This is a genomic window from Gluconobacter sp. Dm-73 (assembly GCF_018256215.1).
In the GTDB taxonomy this organism is placed as follows: Bacteria; Pseudomonadota; Alphaproteobacteria; order Acetobacterales; family Acetobacteraceae; genus Gluconobacter; species Gluconobacter cadivus.
In genome coordinates this window covers 243,917-259,241 of the sequence record NZ_JAERLW010000002.1, presented here as the reverse complement: position 1 = coordinate 259,241, position 15,325 = coordinate 243,917, and the positions used below count along the sequence as shown (strand labels likewise).

At 59.6% G+C, this 15,325-nt stretch carries 17 protein-coding genes and 1 tRNA gene; 5 read left to right on the top strand and 13 right to left on the bottom strand.

Annotation, left to right across the window (positions count from 1 at the left end):
• Positions 1–2: 2 nt before the first annotated feature.
• Positions 3–1,070 (bottom strand): nitronate monooxygenase, encoded by a 1,068-nt coding sequence (locus JK176_RS03170; RefSeq protein WP_349291894.1) that lies wholly within the window; start codon positions 1,068–1,070, stop codon positions 3–5.
• Entirely contained in the window at positions 1,067–2,392 is a 1,326-nt protein-coding gene (locus JK176_RS03165; RefSeq protein ID WP_194262052.1) for an aspartate kinase, read from the bottom strand. The genes JK176_RS03170 and JK176_RS03165 overlap by 4 nt, the downstream gene beginning before the upstream one ends.
• Positions 2,393–2,556: 164 nt before the next feature.
• Here JK176_RS03165 and ubiG point away from each other — a divergent pair, with 164 nt between their 5' ends.
• Complete coding sequence (gene ubiG, locus JK176_RS03160) at positions 2,557–3,312, top strand: bifunctional 2-polyprenyl-6-hydroxyphenol methylase/3-demethylubiquinol 3-O-methyltransferase UbiG (RefSeq protein WP_211562873.1); 756 nt, start codon at positions 2,557–2,559, stop codon at positions 3,310–3,312.
• A gap of 63 nt (positions 3,313–3,375) precedes the next feature.
• Here the strand turns inward: ubiG and JK176_RS03155 are convergent, their stop codons facing one another.
• From JK176_RS03155 to JK176_RS03125, 7 genes are all read right to left on the bottom strand, one after another.
• The gene (locus tag JK176_RS03155) at positions 3,376–4,647 is read right to left on the bottom strand and encodes a lactonase family protein (protein ID WP_211586350.1); all 1,272 of its coding nucleotides are present in this window, start codon (positions 4,645–4,647) and stop codon (positions 3,376–3,378) included.
• Positions 4,648–4,719: 72 nt separating this feature from the next.
• The gene (locus JK176_RS03150; RefSeq protein ID WP_249194142.1) at positions 4,720–5,169 is read right to left on the bottom strand and encodes a DUF2147 domain-containing protein; all 450 of its coding nucleotides are present in this window, start codon (positions 5,167–5,169) and stop codon (positions 4,720–4,722) included.
• Between the two features lie 33 nt (positions 5,170–5,202).
• Entirely contained in the window at positions 5,203–5,460 is a 258-nt protein-coding gene (grxC, locus tag JK176_RS03145) for a glutaredoxin 3 (protein ID WP_211586348.1), read from the bottom strand.
• 7 nt (positions 5,461–5,467) lie between these two features.
• The gene (locus tag JK176_RS03140) at positions 5,468–6,235 is read right to left on the bottom strand and encodes a ComF family protein (protein ID WP_283091953.1); all 768 of its coding nucleotides are present in this window, start codon (positions 6,233–6,235) and stop codon (positions 5,468–5,470) included.
• Complete coding sequence (locus JK176_RS03135; RefSeq protein ID WP_211586347.1) at positions 6,235–6,429, bottom strand: DUF3553 domain-containing protein; 195 nt, start codon at positions 6,427–6,429, stop codon at positions 6,235–6,237. Before JK176_RS03135 ends, JK176_RS03140 begins: the two co-directional genes overlap by 1 nt.
• A gap of 112 nt (positions 6,430–6,541) precedes the next feature.
• Entirely contained in the window at positions 6,542–7,426 is an 885-nt protein-coding gene (galU, locus tag JK176_RS03130; protein WP_194262058.1) for a UTP--glucose-1-phosphate uridylyltransferase GalU, read from the bottom strand.
• 212 nt (positions 7,427–7,638) lie between these two features.
• Positions 7,639–7,724 (bottom strand) — tRNA-Leu (locus JK176_RS03125).
• 59 nt (positions 7,725–7,783) lie between these two features.
• Between JK176_RS03125 and lipB the strand changes: the two genes are divergently transcribed.
• Positions 7,784–8,485, top strand: a complete 702-nt coding sequence (gene lipB / locus JK176_RS03120; RefSeq protein WP_211586345.1) for a lipoyl(octanoyl) transferase LipB — start codon at positions 7,784–7,786, stop codon at positions 8,483–8,485.
• On the opposite strand, the gene JK176_RS03115 is transcribed toward lipB, so the two are convergent.
• Together JK176_RS03115 and JK176_RS03110 are read right to left on the bottom strand one after the other, a co-directional pair.
• Positions 8,466–9,059 (bottom strand): outer membrane lipoprotein carrier protein LolA, encoded by a 594-nt coding sequence (locus JK176_RS03115; protein WP_194262060.1) that lies wholly within the window; start codon positions 9,057–9,059, stop codon positions 8,466–8,468. The genes lipB and JK176_RS03115 overlap by 20 nt on opposite strands.
• Positions 9,056–9,358 (bottom strand): BolA family transcriptional regulator, encoded by a 303-nt coding sequence (locus tag JK176_RS03110; RefSeq protein WP_194262061.1) that lies wholly within the window; start codon positions 9,356–9,358, stop codon positions 9,056–9,058. Before JK176_RS03110 ends, JK176_RS03115 begins: the two co-directional genes overlap by 4 nt.
• A 69-nt stretch (positions 9,359–9,427) precedes the next feature.
• Here JK176_RS03110 and JK176_RS03105 point away from each other — a divergent pair, with 69 nt between their 5' ends.
• The 3 genes from JK176_RS03105 (at position 9,428) to JK176_RS03095 (ending at position 13,026) form a co-directional block, all read left to right on the top strand.
• Entirely contained in the window at positions 9,428–10,048 is a 621-nt protein-coding gene (locus JK176_RS03105; protein WP_211586344.1) for a J domain-containing protein, read from the top strand.
• Between the two features lie 85 nt (positions 10,049–10,133).
• Complete coding sequence (gene cobS / locus JK176_RS03100) at positions 10,134–11,150, top strand: cobaltochelatase subunit CobS (protein WP_211586343.1); 1,017 nt, start codon at positions 10,134–10,136, stop codon at positions 11,148–11,150.
• Between the two features lie 4 nt (positions 11,151–11,154).
• Positions 11,155–13,026 (top strand): cobaltochelatase CobT-related protein, encoded by a 1,872-nt coding sequence (locus tag JK176_RS03095; RefSeq protein WP_211586342.1) that lies wholly within the window; start codon positions 11,155–11,157, stop codon positions 13,024–13,026.
• Here the strand turns inward: JK176_RS03095 and JK176_RS03090 are convergent.
• Positions 12,980–14,407, bottom strand: coding sequence for a pyridoxal-dependent decarboxylase (locus JK176_RS03090; RefSeq protein ID WP_211586341.1), 1,428 nt, complete (start codon positions 14,405–14,407; stop codon positions 12,980–12,982). The two genes, JK176_RS03095 and JK176_RS03090, sit on opposite strands and share 47 nt — an antisense overlap.
• Positions 14,408–14,485: 78 nt before the next feature.
• On the bottom strand, positions 14,486–15,310 hold the full coding sequence (locus JK176_RS03085; protein ID WP_207728908.1) for a DUF1217 domain-containing protein: 825 nt from the start codon (positions 15,308–15,310) through the stop codon (positions 14,486–14,488).
• Positions 15,311–15,325: the final 15 nt, after the last annotated feature.

The window sequence follows — 15,325 nt, the reverse complement described above, 5'->3', positions numbered from 1 at the left end:
CGTTAGCTGGCAGCGTGAATACGGGTTTCACGCTGCTTTATGGCATCAACGGCCTGCTGCACCAGCGTCGCGAGGATATCGGCGACCGGACGGATTTCCTTGACCATACCGACGGACTGACCGGCCATGACGGAACCCGTTTCCACATCACCTTCAATAACAGCACGACGCAGCGCACCGGCCCAGTAATGCTCGATCGAAAGCTGGGCTTCTTCCTTGGTCAGTTCGCCGCTCTGGAACTTCTGAAGTGCTTCGCCCTGAAGACGGGCATAGCGACGACCACCTTCATTCGACAGTCCCCGAACCGGAATGACCGGGAAGAGCTCGTCGAGTTGCACGGTCGTCACGGCATCGCGGGCATTGGCGCGCAGGAAGGCTTTCTTGAAGTTTTCATGCGCAATGCTTTCCTTGGATGCTGCAAACAGCGTTCCGAGCTGCGCACCAGCGGCGCCCTGCTCCAGATAAGACAGGACGGCATCACCACGTCCAAGGCCACCAGCCACAAACACAGGCACGTCGCGGATATGAGGCAGGATTTCCTGCGCCAGAACCGTCAGTGACACGGGCCCGACATGGCCACCCGCTTCCGAGCCTTCGATCACGAGAGCCTCGATGCCCATGCGCACCAGCCGCTTGCCCAGAGCCAGAGCAGGCGCAAAACCGATCGCCCGCGCTCCCCCATCACGGACCTTGCGGATCGTGGCGCTGTTCGGTACCCCGCCTGCAAGCACGATGTGAGAGACGCTGTGCGCCAGACACACATCCACCAGACGATCCAGCTCGGGGTGCATGGTGATAAGGTTGACGCCGAACGGACGCTTCGTCATCGCCTGTGTGGCAACGATTTCCTCTTCCAGACGCTCGGGAGACATCGCGCCACAGGCGATGACACCAAACCCACCGGCGTTGGAAATGGCCGAGACGAGATGCCGCTCACTAACCCAGGACATAGCGCCGCCGAGGATCGCAACTTCGCTTCCAAGGAAGTCACAGCCCGGCTTCCACAGCCGGTCCAGCGTCGCGCGGGCGTCCAGAGCCTCGCTCGGAGTCTCGATCAGGGTTTCGCTCACGCGTCGGCTTCCTCTTTGGCATCAAGGCCATAAGCCGTGTGCAGTGCGCGCATGGCCAGTTCAGTATATTCGGAATCGATCAGCACCGAGATCTTGATCTCGCTCGTGGAGATGACCTGCACGTTGATGCCGCGATCGGCCAGCGTGCGGAACATCCGCGCGGCCAGACCGGCGTTCGAGCGCATGCCGATGCCCACGACACTGATCTTCACCACGTTATGGGACGTGATCAGCTCGCCATACTGGACGTATTCGCGGGCCTTCTCCAGCACGGAGCGGGCAGCGGCCTCGTCGGCTTTGCTGACCGTGAAGGTCATGTTCGTCAGATTGTCCACGCCAACGCTCTGGACGATCATGTCGACATTGATGTTCGCAGCGGCCAGCGGATCGAAAATCGCGGCAGCAATGCCCGGACGGTCCGGAATATTCCGCACGGAGATTTTCGCTTCGTCATGCGAGTTAGCAATCCCCGCAACCAGTTCCTTCTCCATGATCTCGTCCTCATCAACAACAATCGAACCACTGTCGTCATCCGTCTCGGCGAACGATGACAGCACCCGCACCCGGACATTCTCGCGCATGGCGAGGCCGACACTGCGGGTCTGAAGTACCTTGGCGCCTACGGAAGCCAGTTCAAGCATCTCTTCGTAAGTGATGCGATCCAGCTTCTTTGCGCGTTTCACGATGCGCGGATCGGTCGTGTAGATCCCGTCCACGTCGGTATAAATATCACACTGATCGGCGTGGATGGCAGCCGCAACGGCCACGGCAGAGGTATCCGATCCGCCTCGTCCCAGCGTTGCGATCCGTCCATCAGGCCCTACGCCCTGAAAGCCCGCGACGACCGGCACGATGCCATCATCCAGACAGGCCAGCAGCGCCGTGCCGTCCACGCTTTCGATAGCAGCTTTGCCGTGGGCGTCATCCGTCACCAGCGGGATCTGCCAGCCCTGAAACGACCGCGCTTTCACGCCGAGCGCCTGAAGGGCGATGGAGACAAGTCCGCTCGTCACCTGCTCGCCTGCGGCCACCACGGCATCATATTCCTTCGGATCGGCTAGCGGATCGAGTTCCGCACAATATCCGACCATCCGGTTCGTCACACCCGCCATCGCCGACACAACAACTGCCACGCGGCGTCCGCGGTCATGCTCTGCTTTCACGCGTTTCGCAACGTTCCGGATACGCTCGATATTTCCGACGGATGTGCCGCCAAATTTCATGACAACCGTCTTCCGTTTCCCAATTTCGCCAGTCATGGCGGCATGAGGATCGGCACGACCGGAAAGCTGGTCGTGGACGGGAGTATCGGGCATGGACATCGCGGATAAGGCTCCAGTACGTGTCTGGCGTTGCGCGCTCGGGTCTGGCATCGGGTACCGCAAAACACCCGGCGCCTGAACAGACTCTGCCGGTCCACATACTCGTCTCGCTCCGCCACGTCCAGATGACGCACGGCAGACAGGCACACAGAAGGACAGTTCTGATGCCCACAGAAACATCTCCGGGACAGGATTTCAGACGTTCATCCGTTTCGGAATCCGAAATTGCCCATTTCAGCGCCCTGGCAGAAGACTGGTGGAATCCACGCGGCCCCATGGCCCCGCTCCATGCCATGAACCCCTTACGAACCGAATGGGTCAGCCGTCACGTTGCTCCTCTGCGCGCCGCATCCGCCGGACCTCTGAGCCTGCTGGATATCGGCTGCGGCGCGGGTCTGGCCAGCGAGGCCTATGCCAAACTCGGGTTTGAAACGCTTGGAATCGATGCCAGCGCCGCCGGTATCCGGGCAGCCGAAGCGCATCTGGCCCAACATCCCCTGCCGCCTGAAGCCGTGCCCCTGTCTTATCGCAATGGCAGCGCGGAAGACCTTGTTGCAGAAGGGGCGCGGTTCGACGTCGTCAATGCGCTTGAAGTCATCGAACACGTCAATGATCCGCAGGACTTTCTGATCATGCTGGCTACGCTGACGAAGCCGGGCGGAATGGTTGCTGTGTCCACACTGAACCGCACGCCACGCTCTTTCGCTGTCGCCAAACTCGGTGCGGAATATCTGCTGCGGATGCTGCCCGTGGGCACGCATGACTGGAAGAAGTTCATCAAGCCGGACGAACTGGCCGCCATGGCCCGACAGGCCGGTCTGCGGATGCTGGACATCGCGGGCATGAGCTATGTGCCGTTCAAATGGCGCGAAAGCCGCGACACCGGCATCAACTACATCGCGATTTTCCGCAAGGACTGAACAAAAAAAGGCGCTTGCAGCGGGATCATCCGCCACAAGCGCCTTAGCCGGAGACACAGCCGATCAGGCCTGCGTGTTCATGAACGCGAAGGTCGTCGGGCTTCCGACTGGCGTGAAATTGTTCGTAAACGCAATTTCGCCCGTCTTTTTGTCCACCCGGAACGAAGTCACGGCATCCGAGCGCTGGTTGGCGCAGAACAGGAACGTTCCGGACGGATCGAACATCAGGGCACGGCCATAATCCGCGTGCATCCAGACTTCGTCCTGAAGTGTGAGTGTTCCGTCGGTGCCAATGGCGAACACGGCCAGCGAATCACCGAGCCGGTTGGAAACGTAAACGAACTTGCCGCTGGCCGAGATCAGGATTTCCGCTGCAAGCGTCGAGCCACGGAAATGCGACGTGACCGTGCTGACCGTCTGAATGTTGCTGATCGCGCCGGTGACCGGATCGAAATTGGAAACAACGACCTTCGAATCCTGTTCGCACAGATTGTACAGAATCCGACCGGAATGATTGAACTGGAAGTGGCGCGGCGCCGAGCCCGGTTCCATGTCGTAGTACGGCGTCTTGGCCGGGATCAGCTTGCCCGTGTCGAGGTTCAGCGTCCAGACATACACCCGGTCCAGACCTGCATCATCGGCCAGTACGAATTTTCCGCTTGGATCGGAATGGATCATGTGGGGATGCGAGCCCGAATGATCGGAAACGGCAAAATTACCCTGCGGATTGTCCGCAGCGCGCTCCGGCTGGCGCGGGCCTGTGTTGTGAACCACGTCCGATGCTTCACCCAGAGATCCGTCCGAACGGATGGGCAGAACCGCGACATTCCCACCGACATAATTGGCCACCAGCACATAGCGACCCGAATGGTGAATGCTCACATACGCCGGAACAGCACCCATCGAACTGACGACATTCAGCTTGCGCAGTGAACCGGTTTTGGGGTCGATGGCAAATGCCGTGACGGACCCGTCACCATTCTTGTTGAAATCGTCGATTTCGCTCAGCGCGTAGAGGAAGCGCTGGTCTTTCGAGATCGTCAGGAAGGACGGGCTGGCGATATCGGTGAACGTCGTGATCGGCGTCAGAACGCCTGTCTCGCGGTCCATATCGAAAACGGCAATGCCCTGCCCGTTTCCGGTTCCGCCGCCCGGGGGGCCGTGTTTCGTATATCCGCCGACAAAGCAGATCGTCTTGGAAACCTGCTTTGGTGGCGGAGGTGGCGTCGGAACCTCCTTCTCAGGATCGGCGGCACCAGCAATACCAGTACCGGCAGCCGCAACACCGGCAACCAGTCCGGCCGCAAAACTGCGGCGGGAAACAGGGTGGGACATGATGGGTCTGCATTCCTTTCGATAGGGCGACGATAACGTCCAGGTCATGATGCCGGTTTCGCGACAACAGACCTAGTGCACGTCCTTCGGCAGCTTGCATTGTGGTCCGACTGGCGGACCGGTGTAGCGGCTCCAGGTCTGGGTTTCACCCAGAAGAGGCATTCCCAGAACGAATCCGCGCAGCTTCAGAACATTGGGTTGGGAAACCCATATCCGCGCCTGATAGACCCGTCCGGTTCTCGGATCAAGAATATGGCCCTGCCACTTGCGATCCTCGATTGGGACAAAGTCTGTCAGCATACGGATACCGCATTGCGAACGTCCCCAGACGTCTTTTGGCATTTCCCCTTCGTAAGCCATGCCAATCAGTTGACCACAGAGAGCATGGCCGCAGGGCTGGATCGAAAACAGCCCATCGTGCCCTTCCGACAACCACAGGCCCTGTTCGGGAATGTTCTGCGGAAGAGAATCATTCGAAACAGGAGACTGGGCCCGAACACATGAAAGTGACAGCACAGTCATCAGGAAAGCCGCGAAAAGGCCCACACAGCGCATTCAGACGGTGCCCAGCAGGGCATCGAGCCGCCCGGCGCGATCAAGGGCCATCAGATCGTCGCAGCCCCCGAGCGACTCTCCGTCAACAAACGTCTGAGGCACCGTGCGACGTCCCGAACGACGAATGGAGTCCTCACGTTCGACAGATCCGTGCGGGGCGTTGATTTCCTGAAACGTCACGCCCTTGGAGCGCAGAAGACTGACGGCATGCACACAGTAAGGGCATCCAGGCTGGGTAAAAATCTCGATTTTCGGCATAGGATTCTCATTCCTGGACAAAGCGCGGGTTCTGTTCATCCACTCTCCCGGTCCGGGCTGCAACCAAAATATCCACGCTTGCCGCCCCGGCCTGCATCAGAGCCAATGTACAGGCCGTCGCCGTGGAGCCTGTCGTCAGCACATCATCCACCAGCAAAACAGCCTGCCCTCTTATGCAGGCGTCCCGCCCTTTTCTGATCCGGATTGCCTGTGCCATCTCCTCCTCGCGCTCTCCGGCAGACAGACGGGCCAGAGCCTTTGTCGAGCGAACACGTTGAAGGGCATCTACCATACATGGCAATCCGGCAAGGCGTGCCACACCCTGCGCCATCAAACCGGCCTGATTGTAGCGCCGCTTCCATAATCGGGTGCGATACAGTGGCACAGGAACGACAAGCGTTACTTTCTCCAGCAGATCTTCAGCCGCAACAACCATATGCCGTGCCAGAACGGCAGCATTTTCGGTATGATCGGAATATTTCAGTGGCAGGATGAGGCGTCGGGACCAGGCGTCATAAACGAATGCGGCCCGAGCGGAACGCCAGACCGGCGGATGGGCACGACAGGCGGCACAGCAGTTCTGCGTACCCCCAAGCCCCTCGTTTTCCAGAGGCACGCCACAACGATCACATCGCGGAGAGACGATCCGGTGTGCCGTCTGAAAGCAGGTGCTGCAAAAAGCTCCCTCCGTCATGACTTCGGTGCCACAGGCCGCACAGACAGGAGGCAAAAGTGTATTGAGGAGTGTGCGGGCTATACGACGGCTTGTCCGCATTACCGGGGTTTCGGCAGAAGTCGGAGCGTAATACGGGATGCATCGATCAGGACTTTGCCTTGATGCTGAAAATTGACCGTCACCCGCTCACCAACAGCAGACTGAACCTGCCCCCATCCCCAGTCCGGGTAATCGGGATGCAGGACAATCTGGCCCGGCTCAAGAAAAGATTGAAACGGCCCGCTTACTGACATGCTTGCCAGACTCCTCGCCGCAGGATCTGAGCGGATATGGTCTTTAGCTGCTCTACCTGCAAGGTAAAAAAACCTTGCAGGTAGAGCAGGTCAGAATCGTACCTGACCGGGATCAGGGGGCGTCTGTGTACTGCTTGTACTTCTTAAGGAACGCCTTGACCGACGCCCCGAGATCTTCGCGATCAATCGAGAAGGCAAGCTGGGCCTCAAGGAAGCCGGCCTTGTCGCCGCAATCAAAGCGCGTGCCTTCGTAGCGCAGCCCATGGAACGGCACTTCACCGATCGTCTTGGCCATTGCGTCCGTGAGCTGGACTTCGTTGCCTGCACCACGCTCAAGCTTCGCCAGATACTTCATGACGTCCGGCGTCAGGACATAGCGGCCGATAATAGACAGGTTCGACGGCGCGTCTTCCGGAGCAGGCTTTTCAACTAGCCCCTTCACTTCCACCAGCTTTCCATCGTCGCTGCCAACGTCAAGGATACCGTAGCGGTTCGTGTGCTCGGGCGGAACTTCCGACACGGCTACGACATTGCCACCGGTCTTGTTGTAAGCTTCGACCAGCTGCCCAATGCAGCTGCGTCCCTTGACGATATCGTCCGGCAACAGGATCGCGAACGGATCATCGCCAATGAAGGAACGTGCACACCAGATCGCATGCCCGAGGCCCAGCGGCTCCTGCTGACGCACGGCCACAAGAGATCCAGCCTGCACGCTGCTGGGAGCCAGCGCTTCAAGCGCGCTCTTCTTGCCACGCTCCTTGAGCGTTGCCTCAAGTTCATAAGCGATATCGAAATAATCGATCAGACTGTCTTTGCCACGTCCGGTGACCAGACAGAATTCTTCGATCCCGGCTTCGCGAGCTTCGTCGATCGCGTACTGAATCAGCGGCTTGTCGACGACAGGAAGCATTTCCTTCGGCATGGCCTTTGTTGCGGGCAGAAACCGCGTACCAAGACCGGCAACAGGAAGAACAGCTTTTTTCAGTGGTTTGATCACGAAACCTCACACATCATACGAGATGACGCCCGACTGCCGAACGGAAGCCCAGACGCTCTTCAAAGACATTAGAGGAATACCCCTGTCTTAATAGTCTGGCAATAAGATGGCACAGACTATCAGAACCTTAATAAAACCTGCCCCCCTTGAGGGAGAGTAATATTCAGGAGATCCATGATTTTTAATTTGATACACCGACATATGAATGTCAGTGGTGCGGCCGAGAAGACTCGAACTTCCACGGGGTTGCCCCCACAAGCACCTCAAGCTTGCGCGTCTACCATTCCGCCACGGCCGCCCCGTGACAAACGATCCTGCTTGGTGCATGACCGTCCGGTGTGGGAGGGGCTATAGCCGATGACAGATACGAGGGCAATGACCCGAGATACGATTTATGAAGAAATTTTGTGGACGTCCTCTCCGGGACTGACGCCCTACCCCGATGCGCTGGCGTTCATGGAGGAGCGCGCACGGGCGATTCATCAGGGAACCGCCGCGCCTCTGGTCTGGCTCGTCGAGCATCCGCCCGTTTTTACAGCCGGAACATCGGCCAAGGAGGCCGATCTTTATAATCCCCACGGATATCCGACTTATGACGCGGGGCGCGGAGGGCAATGGACCTATCATGGCCCAGGACAGCGGCTCGGCTACGTGATGATGGATCTGACGAAGTCGAACGGCACCGTCCCTCCCCGCGATCTGCGGGCGTTCGTGGCGGGTCTGGAGGGCTGGATGATCGACGCCCTCGCCCGACTTGGGGTCACGGCCTTCACCCGTGAGGGACGGATTGGCGTCTGGACGGTTGATCCGCTGAGCGGACTTGAAGCCAAGATCGGCGCGTTGGGCATCCGCGTCAGCCGCTGGGTGAGCTGGCATGGCGTGTCAATCAATGTCAGCCCCGATCTGAACGATTTTGACGGGATCGTCCCCTGCGGCATCCGCGAATTCGGCGTCACCAGCCTTCAGCGATTCGACAGCGGCCTGACGATGAAAGATCTGGATGACGCGCTGGCCGACGCATGGCCCGACCGTTTCGGCTCTAACCCGCAGGGGGCGTAAACACGGACGGGACGATCACCACGCCCTGTTTCACATCCGACAGCAGAACGCCGAAATGATGCTGTCGGGCATCCACGCCCTGCAATCCGATCAGGCTCAGCTGGCCGTTCACGTCCGAAAACTGGAGCGTGAGCAGGCCCTGTGAGGGGTTATCGGCCTGGGCTACGGAAATCTGAAGCGATCCGTTCCCATGTCGCACATCCGTGACCTGAATGTCGCCATCAAAGCGGATCGGGTGTTTCAGCAGCAGCCCAAGCGGATTATGTCGCAGCGACAGATGCGTAACAGCGCCTGTTCCTTGATCGTCCAACACAAGATGACCGTCTCCGGCCACGAGTTCCATCGGATGCGGCACGACATAATCCAGTCTCAGATGGCCCGGAATATACGAAAAGCGGCCGCCGCTTTCGCCTGCGTCCGGTCCATGCTGGATAAAAGCCGCCTGCAATCCCTGAATACCGTTCAGATACGCTTCGATGCGATGCACGTCATTCTGATCGGCTTTGGGAAGACGATCATATCCGCTGGTCGCGCAGCCTGAAAGCAGCAGAAGAGCGAAAAGAGCACGTCTCATGGGGTTTGTTCTCCATGCAGGACCAGCGACAGCGCATGAAGACCGGAGCGGAATTCTTCCGCCAGCAGGTCATTGACCAGCCGGTGCCGCGCCACCCGGTTCAGTCCGTCAAAACGCGCACTCGTGATGGCGATGTTGAAATGCGTTTCGCCTCCGCCGCCGAGGGCTTTGGCTCCGGCGTGATGGGCGTGTCGGGCGCTGTCATCCTGGATTTCGAGCTTTGTAGGGGCCAGTCCCTGCTGGAGGAGGGTCGCAATCCGTTCGCGTCGGCTGGAAGGGTGTGCAGTTGTTTCAGACATGATGAAAATCGTCCGGCTTGAGGAATGCCCGCTTGCATCGGGCGGCGGTGATTGCCCATATCAGACACCATGCAGCGCAAATCCACCAGACACCGGGCATTCGATCCCGATCCTGACGCGCCGGAACAGGTCTGCGACCATCCGGGCTGCAACGAGCTTGCCGGCTATCGTGCGCCGCGCGGGCGTGATGCCCTGCGTTCATATTTCTGGTTCTGCCTTGAGCATGTCCGCGAATATAATTCCCGCTGGGACTTCTATCGCGGCATGACGCCAGGCCAAATCGAGGCGCATCTGCGGGCCGATGTTTCCTGGCAACGCCCCTCATGGAAGCTGGGAACCGGCACGGCAAACAAAGCGGAGTTCAACGAAGACGACGTCATTGATCCGCTCGATATTCTTGGTGCGACCCGTCACAGCCGGGCGGAGCGGGCCAAGGATGCGGCACGACAGCGCGCGTCCGCCCAAGCCGCCGGTATTCCCGAGCCTTTACGGCAGCCACTGGCCACACTGGACCTGACATGGCCCGTTTCTTTCGAGGACGTGAAAAGCCGCTACCGTGCCCTCGCCCGCCAGCATCATCCTGATGCCAATATCGGCGATGCGACATCCGAGGAGCGTTTCAAGGCCATCGGCTCGGCCTATGCCACGCTCAAAGTCCATTTCACGCGTCAGGACGATTTCGTTTCCTGAATTTTTAGACTGGAAGAGAGGACGCCAAGGCTCCATCTTCTCCAGAACGCCCTGATCCAAGAGCCAGAGAAAGCCCCAGAGTCCCATGAGTGATTTCGCGACGATTGATACCCCGGAAGCCGTGACCACCGCTGAAAACTCCTCGGTCCCGACCAGCGTTCTCGGTGCGCCCGACCTCATGGTGTCTTCGGCAGAAGTCTTCGGCATCCACACGGACATACAGGTTCCGGCCTATTCCGTGCGCACGGAACACGTCCCAGACATCGACCCGTCCTACAAGTTTGACGAAGACACGACCCGTGCGATTCTGGCTGGATTCGCTTTTAACCGTCGCGTCATGGTTCAGGGCTTCCACGGCACCGGCAAATCGTCCCATATCGAGCAGATCGCAGCGCGCCTGAACTGGCCCTGCGTCCGCATCAATCTGGATAGTCACGTCTCGCGGATCGACCTGATCGGCAAGGACGCCATCGTGCTCAAGGACGGCAAACAGGTCACGGAATTCCGCGAAGGTCTGTTGCCCTGGTGCCTCCAGCATCCCTGCGCCCTGATTTTTGACGAATATGACGCCGGTCGTCCGGACGTGATGTTCGTTATCCAGCGCGTGCTGGAAGCCGAAGGCCATCTGACGCTGCTGGATCAGAACCGCGTCATCCGTCCGAACCCTGCGTTCCGTCTGTTCGCCACCGCCAATACGGTCGGACTGGGCGATACGACCGGCCTGTATCACGGCACGCAGCAGATCAATCAGGGCCAGATGGACCGCTGGAACATCGTCGCTACCCTAAACTATCTGCCGCTGGAGCAGGAAGTCAGCATCGTCACGTCCAAGCTGAAAATCCCGGCAGACGATCAGGAGGCCACGACGCTCGTGGAACGCATGGTCGCACTGGCGAACCTCACGCGCGCCGGATTTATGGCCGGGGATATCTCAACCGTCATGTCCCCCCGCGCGGTGATCGCTTGGGCCGAAAACAACCGTATTTTCAATGATGTGGCATTTTCTTTCCGCCTGACCTTCCTCAACAAATGTGACGAAGCCGAGCGCGGAATCGTGGCGGAATACTACCAGCGCTGCTTCAACACCTCGCCACTGGCCTGATCCCTTGTCCGCCCCCCAGACTTCCCCCACCGACGAAGACCGGCAGGAACGCTTTCGTCAGGCCACCATCGCCACCCTGCGCGCCATGGGTGGTGCGCCGGAACAGGGCGTGGATTTTCAGGGTGCCGTCAGCGGAAACCGCAAAACCGCGCCAGAGGCCGGAAATGTGGAACTTCCCTATCTGTCGCGCCATATGCACGACTGGGAAATCCGCAAGATCCGGGGAGCTGCGGACGCTGCCGCTCTGCGCATGCGGTATCATGTGGACCGGAATACAAACGCTCCGGCTGAGCCCGTAGCCCGGCAGGCTTTCGATGCGCTGGAGCAGGCGCGTTGCGAAGTCTATGGCTCCCGCCACATGGCGGGCGTCCGCGCCAATCTGGAGCAGAAACTCGCCCAGCATTGCGCCGAAATCGGCTGCAACCGCATGAAAACCCGCGAGGACATGCCAGCCCCCGTAGCGCTGGATCTGCTCGCACGTGAAGCCATGACCGGCCATCCGATGCCGGTTCAGGCCGGACCTGCGCTCGATGAGTGGCGCGCGGCCCTCACGCCTGCGGCAAAGGCCGCTCTTGCTGACATGGCCCGCACCCAGAACGATCAGGCGGCCTTCGCCCGCGCCACGACCCGCTTCCTTGGTGCCTGTCAGCTCACGACCGTCCCTGATGATGACGAAGAGCAGACCGCGCCGTCCGATCTGCCGTCCGATGAGGAAGAGACAACGGAAAGCGACGCTCCGGAAACCGAAGGGCAGGATCAGCAGGCTCCGGCCGCAACGGAAGAAGAGGACGGCTATCAGCCCGAAAGTGGCGAAACCGGCCTTTCGGGCGAAAGCGAAGCCACGGATTCCGCCGAGATGTCGGAAGACGGTACGGAAGAAGCCGCTGGCCCTTCGGATCAGCAGGCGGAAACAGGCCCGTCCGAATCCCTCAACACCTACAAAGCCTACACCACGGATTTCGACGAGGAAGTGAACGCCTCCGATCTGTGTGATCCGGACGAACTGGACCGCCTGCGCCAGAAGCTCGATCAGCAGATGTCCCAGCTTCATGGTCTGGTCTCGCGCCTCGCGCACCGTCTGCAACGCCGCCTCATGGCGCAGCAGCAACGTCGCTGGGAGTTCGAGCAGGAAGAAGGCATTCTGGATGCCGGACGCCTCTCTCGCGTCGTGACGAATCCCACCCTGCCGCTCTCTTGTAAGCACGAATGTGAGACCGAGTTCCGCGATACGGTCGTCACCCTTCTGATTGACAATTCGGGCTCAATGCGGGGTCGTCCCATCGGTACGGCCGCCATCTGCGGTGATATTCTGGCCCGGACACTTGAGCGCTGTGGCGTGAAGGTGGAGGTTCTCGGCTTCACCACGCGGCAATGGAAGGGCGGACAGAGCCGTGAACGCTGGCTCAAGAGCGGTCGCACAGCCCATCCGGGACGTCTGAACGATCTTCGCCACATTATCTACAAAGACGCAGACACGCCCCTGCGGCGGGCCCGTCGCAATCTGGGCCTGATGCTGCGTGACGGACTGCTGAAGGAAAATATCGACGGCGAAGCCCTGCTCTGGGCCTGGAAGCGCCTGCGTCGCCGGTCGGAGCATCGCCATATCCTGATGGTGATTTCGGATGGCGCGCCGGTTGATGACAGTACGTTTTCGGCCAATCCGCACAACTATCTGGAAGACCATCTACGTCAGGTGATTGCGCGGATCGAAGCAGACCGGGGCACGGAGCTTCTGGCCATCGGGATTGGGCATGACGTGACGCGCTATTACCGCAACAGCGTCACCATCAGCTCCGCCGAAGACCTCGGCGGAACCATGATGGCCCAGCTCAGCGCGCTGTTCGCGCCTTCAACCGGTCGTCGCGCAGCGCGATAACGGCGTCCAGCATCCGGTTGGTGTGGGCGGTCGTGGTGCGGTGATTGACGATCGCCGCCCGCACCGCCAGCCGACCGTTGATTCTTGTCGTGGACGGCGCGGCGATCCCGCTTTCATGCAGGTCCTGCACCAGTTCCGAGACTTCGGCATCTTCCAGACCGTCGAGACCGAAACAGACGATATTCAGCGTCACAGGCGCCAGAAGAATCAGTCCTTCGGTCCGTTCCACACGCCGCGCCAGATCGGCTGCAACGTCACAGCACGTCTCGACCATGTCTCCCATACGCTCTGACCCGTAATGGCCCAGCGTCATCCAGACCTTGAGGGCCCTGAACCCGCGCGACAGATCCGGGCCGAAATCACAGAACCACGGGGCTCCTGCCGCGAGCCCACGCTCTTCACGCACGAGATAATCGAGGGACTGCGCGAAAGCTGCTGCATGCTTGCGGCTGTCACGCACCAGTACGCAGCCGGCGTCGTAAGGAACCTGCGCCCATTTATGAAAGTCGAACGCCAGACTGTCTGCTTTTTCGATGCCGGAAAGCTGTTTTTTGAACCGGGGCGAAAGACAGGCCAGTGCTCCGAAGGCTGCGTCCACATGAAACCAGAGCCCGGCCTCACGAGCGACAGCCTCGATCGCAACGAGATCATCAATCGCCCCGCAATCAACCGTACCCGCCGTACCCGCCACCATAAATGGCACAAAGCCCGCTCTCTGGTCCGCTGCGATCATATCGGACAAGGCCCCGACATCCATGCGATGATCGGCCAGAACCGGCACGCGCCGAAGTGTCTCGCTCCCAAGCCCGGCCAGATCAAACGCCCGGGGCAAGCATCCATGCGCTGTTGTGGCGGCGTAGCCGACAAGCCTGCGGCCGCCGATCCCATCCTTACGGATCGCAAGATCCTGTGCGCGGCTCGCCGTAATGACGCTGATGAAGTTGGCCATGGACGATCCCGTCACCAGACAGCCTGAGCCATCCTGCGGCATACCAACCATTTGCAACGCCCAGCGGATCACCTCACGCTCGACTTCGATTGGCGCGTGATCGCGTCCACCACAATTGGCGTTCAGTCCTCCGGCAAGCATCTCGGCGAGCATGCCGACCGGCGTTCCTGCCCCATGCACCCATCCCATGAAACCGGGATGGGTATTTCCCACGGCATAAGGCACGACAAGTTCCTGATAGCGGCCATACAGATCGTTGAGGGAATGCCCTTTTTCCGGCAGACCTTCCTTCAGGCCCTGTCGAGCAGCGGGCGGCATCGGTCGCCAGACGGGGCCTTCGCCCACATGTTCCATGCGGTCAAAGAGCTCATCCAGCATCCGATGCCCGATCTCACGGATGCCGTGCCAGTCCGTGGGGTCCAGTCCGGCCATGAAAATATCCCTTCACCTGAAATCCGTCAGGTGTCTGCGATACAGGGCCGCACACAGGATGTCACGTCAGAGAAAGGTTCAGAACAGCGCCGAATACAGGGAAGAACTGCTGTCTGAACTGTCGCCCGTAAAAAGGGAGAGAATGCTGGTTGTGGAACCGTTTCCCCCGTAGAGGGTCAACATGCTTGCGGGAGTCGTGGTCTTGGTAGGGTGGATCTGCAACAGCGCCAGATATTGCTGGGCGAACTGCTGGATTCCTTTGGTCGTACTGAGCTTGGACAGATCGAGTTTGGAGCCGAGCAGACGGACCTGCTGATCGTAATCTAGTGCACCAAACTGCGTGGTATCAAACCCCGACACAACTTCCGCCACTTTCAAGAGCTTTGGATCAGCCATCACGTTTTCAAGCGTCATGTCCGTCTTGGCGGTCCGGGTAAAATAGAGCGCATCCCCCAGACCCGGCGTTTCCGTCTGCAGACTGTCTTCGTAGCTATTGGTCAGATAGCTCTGCGTGATGCTCTGAACGGTATCAGCAGAGGCCAACGGAGACGTTGACCAGTCAGAAAACGCTTTGGCGAACGCTTTCCATGACGAATTACCGCTGGTCTGGGCAAGGGATTTGGCTGATGTCGGGTCCTGCGTCATCAGTTTCGTCAGAACGGCCGTCTCGCCGATCGCCGAAGACATGCCATAAGCGCCCAGCACGACCTTGAGGGCCTTGTAGTTTTTCAGAAGCTGCTGCGGGGTCTTGATCGAAGACGCATCGCTCTTGAACGCTGCAACCGCCTGCTGGGTGGAAACGCTTGTTTTTTCCCACTTGTTTGCCGAAGATTCTTCATCCTTGATGATGGAGACATACTGCGGAATGGCGGGCATGGCAGAAATGGAAGACGACACGCGCATTTCTCCGAAAGAGGA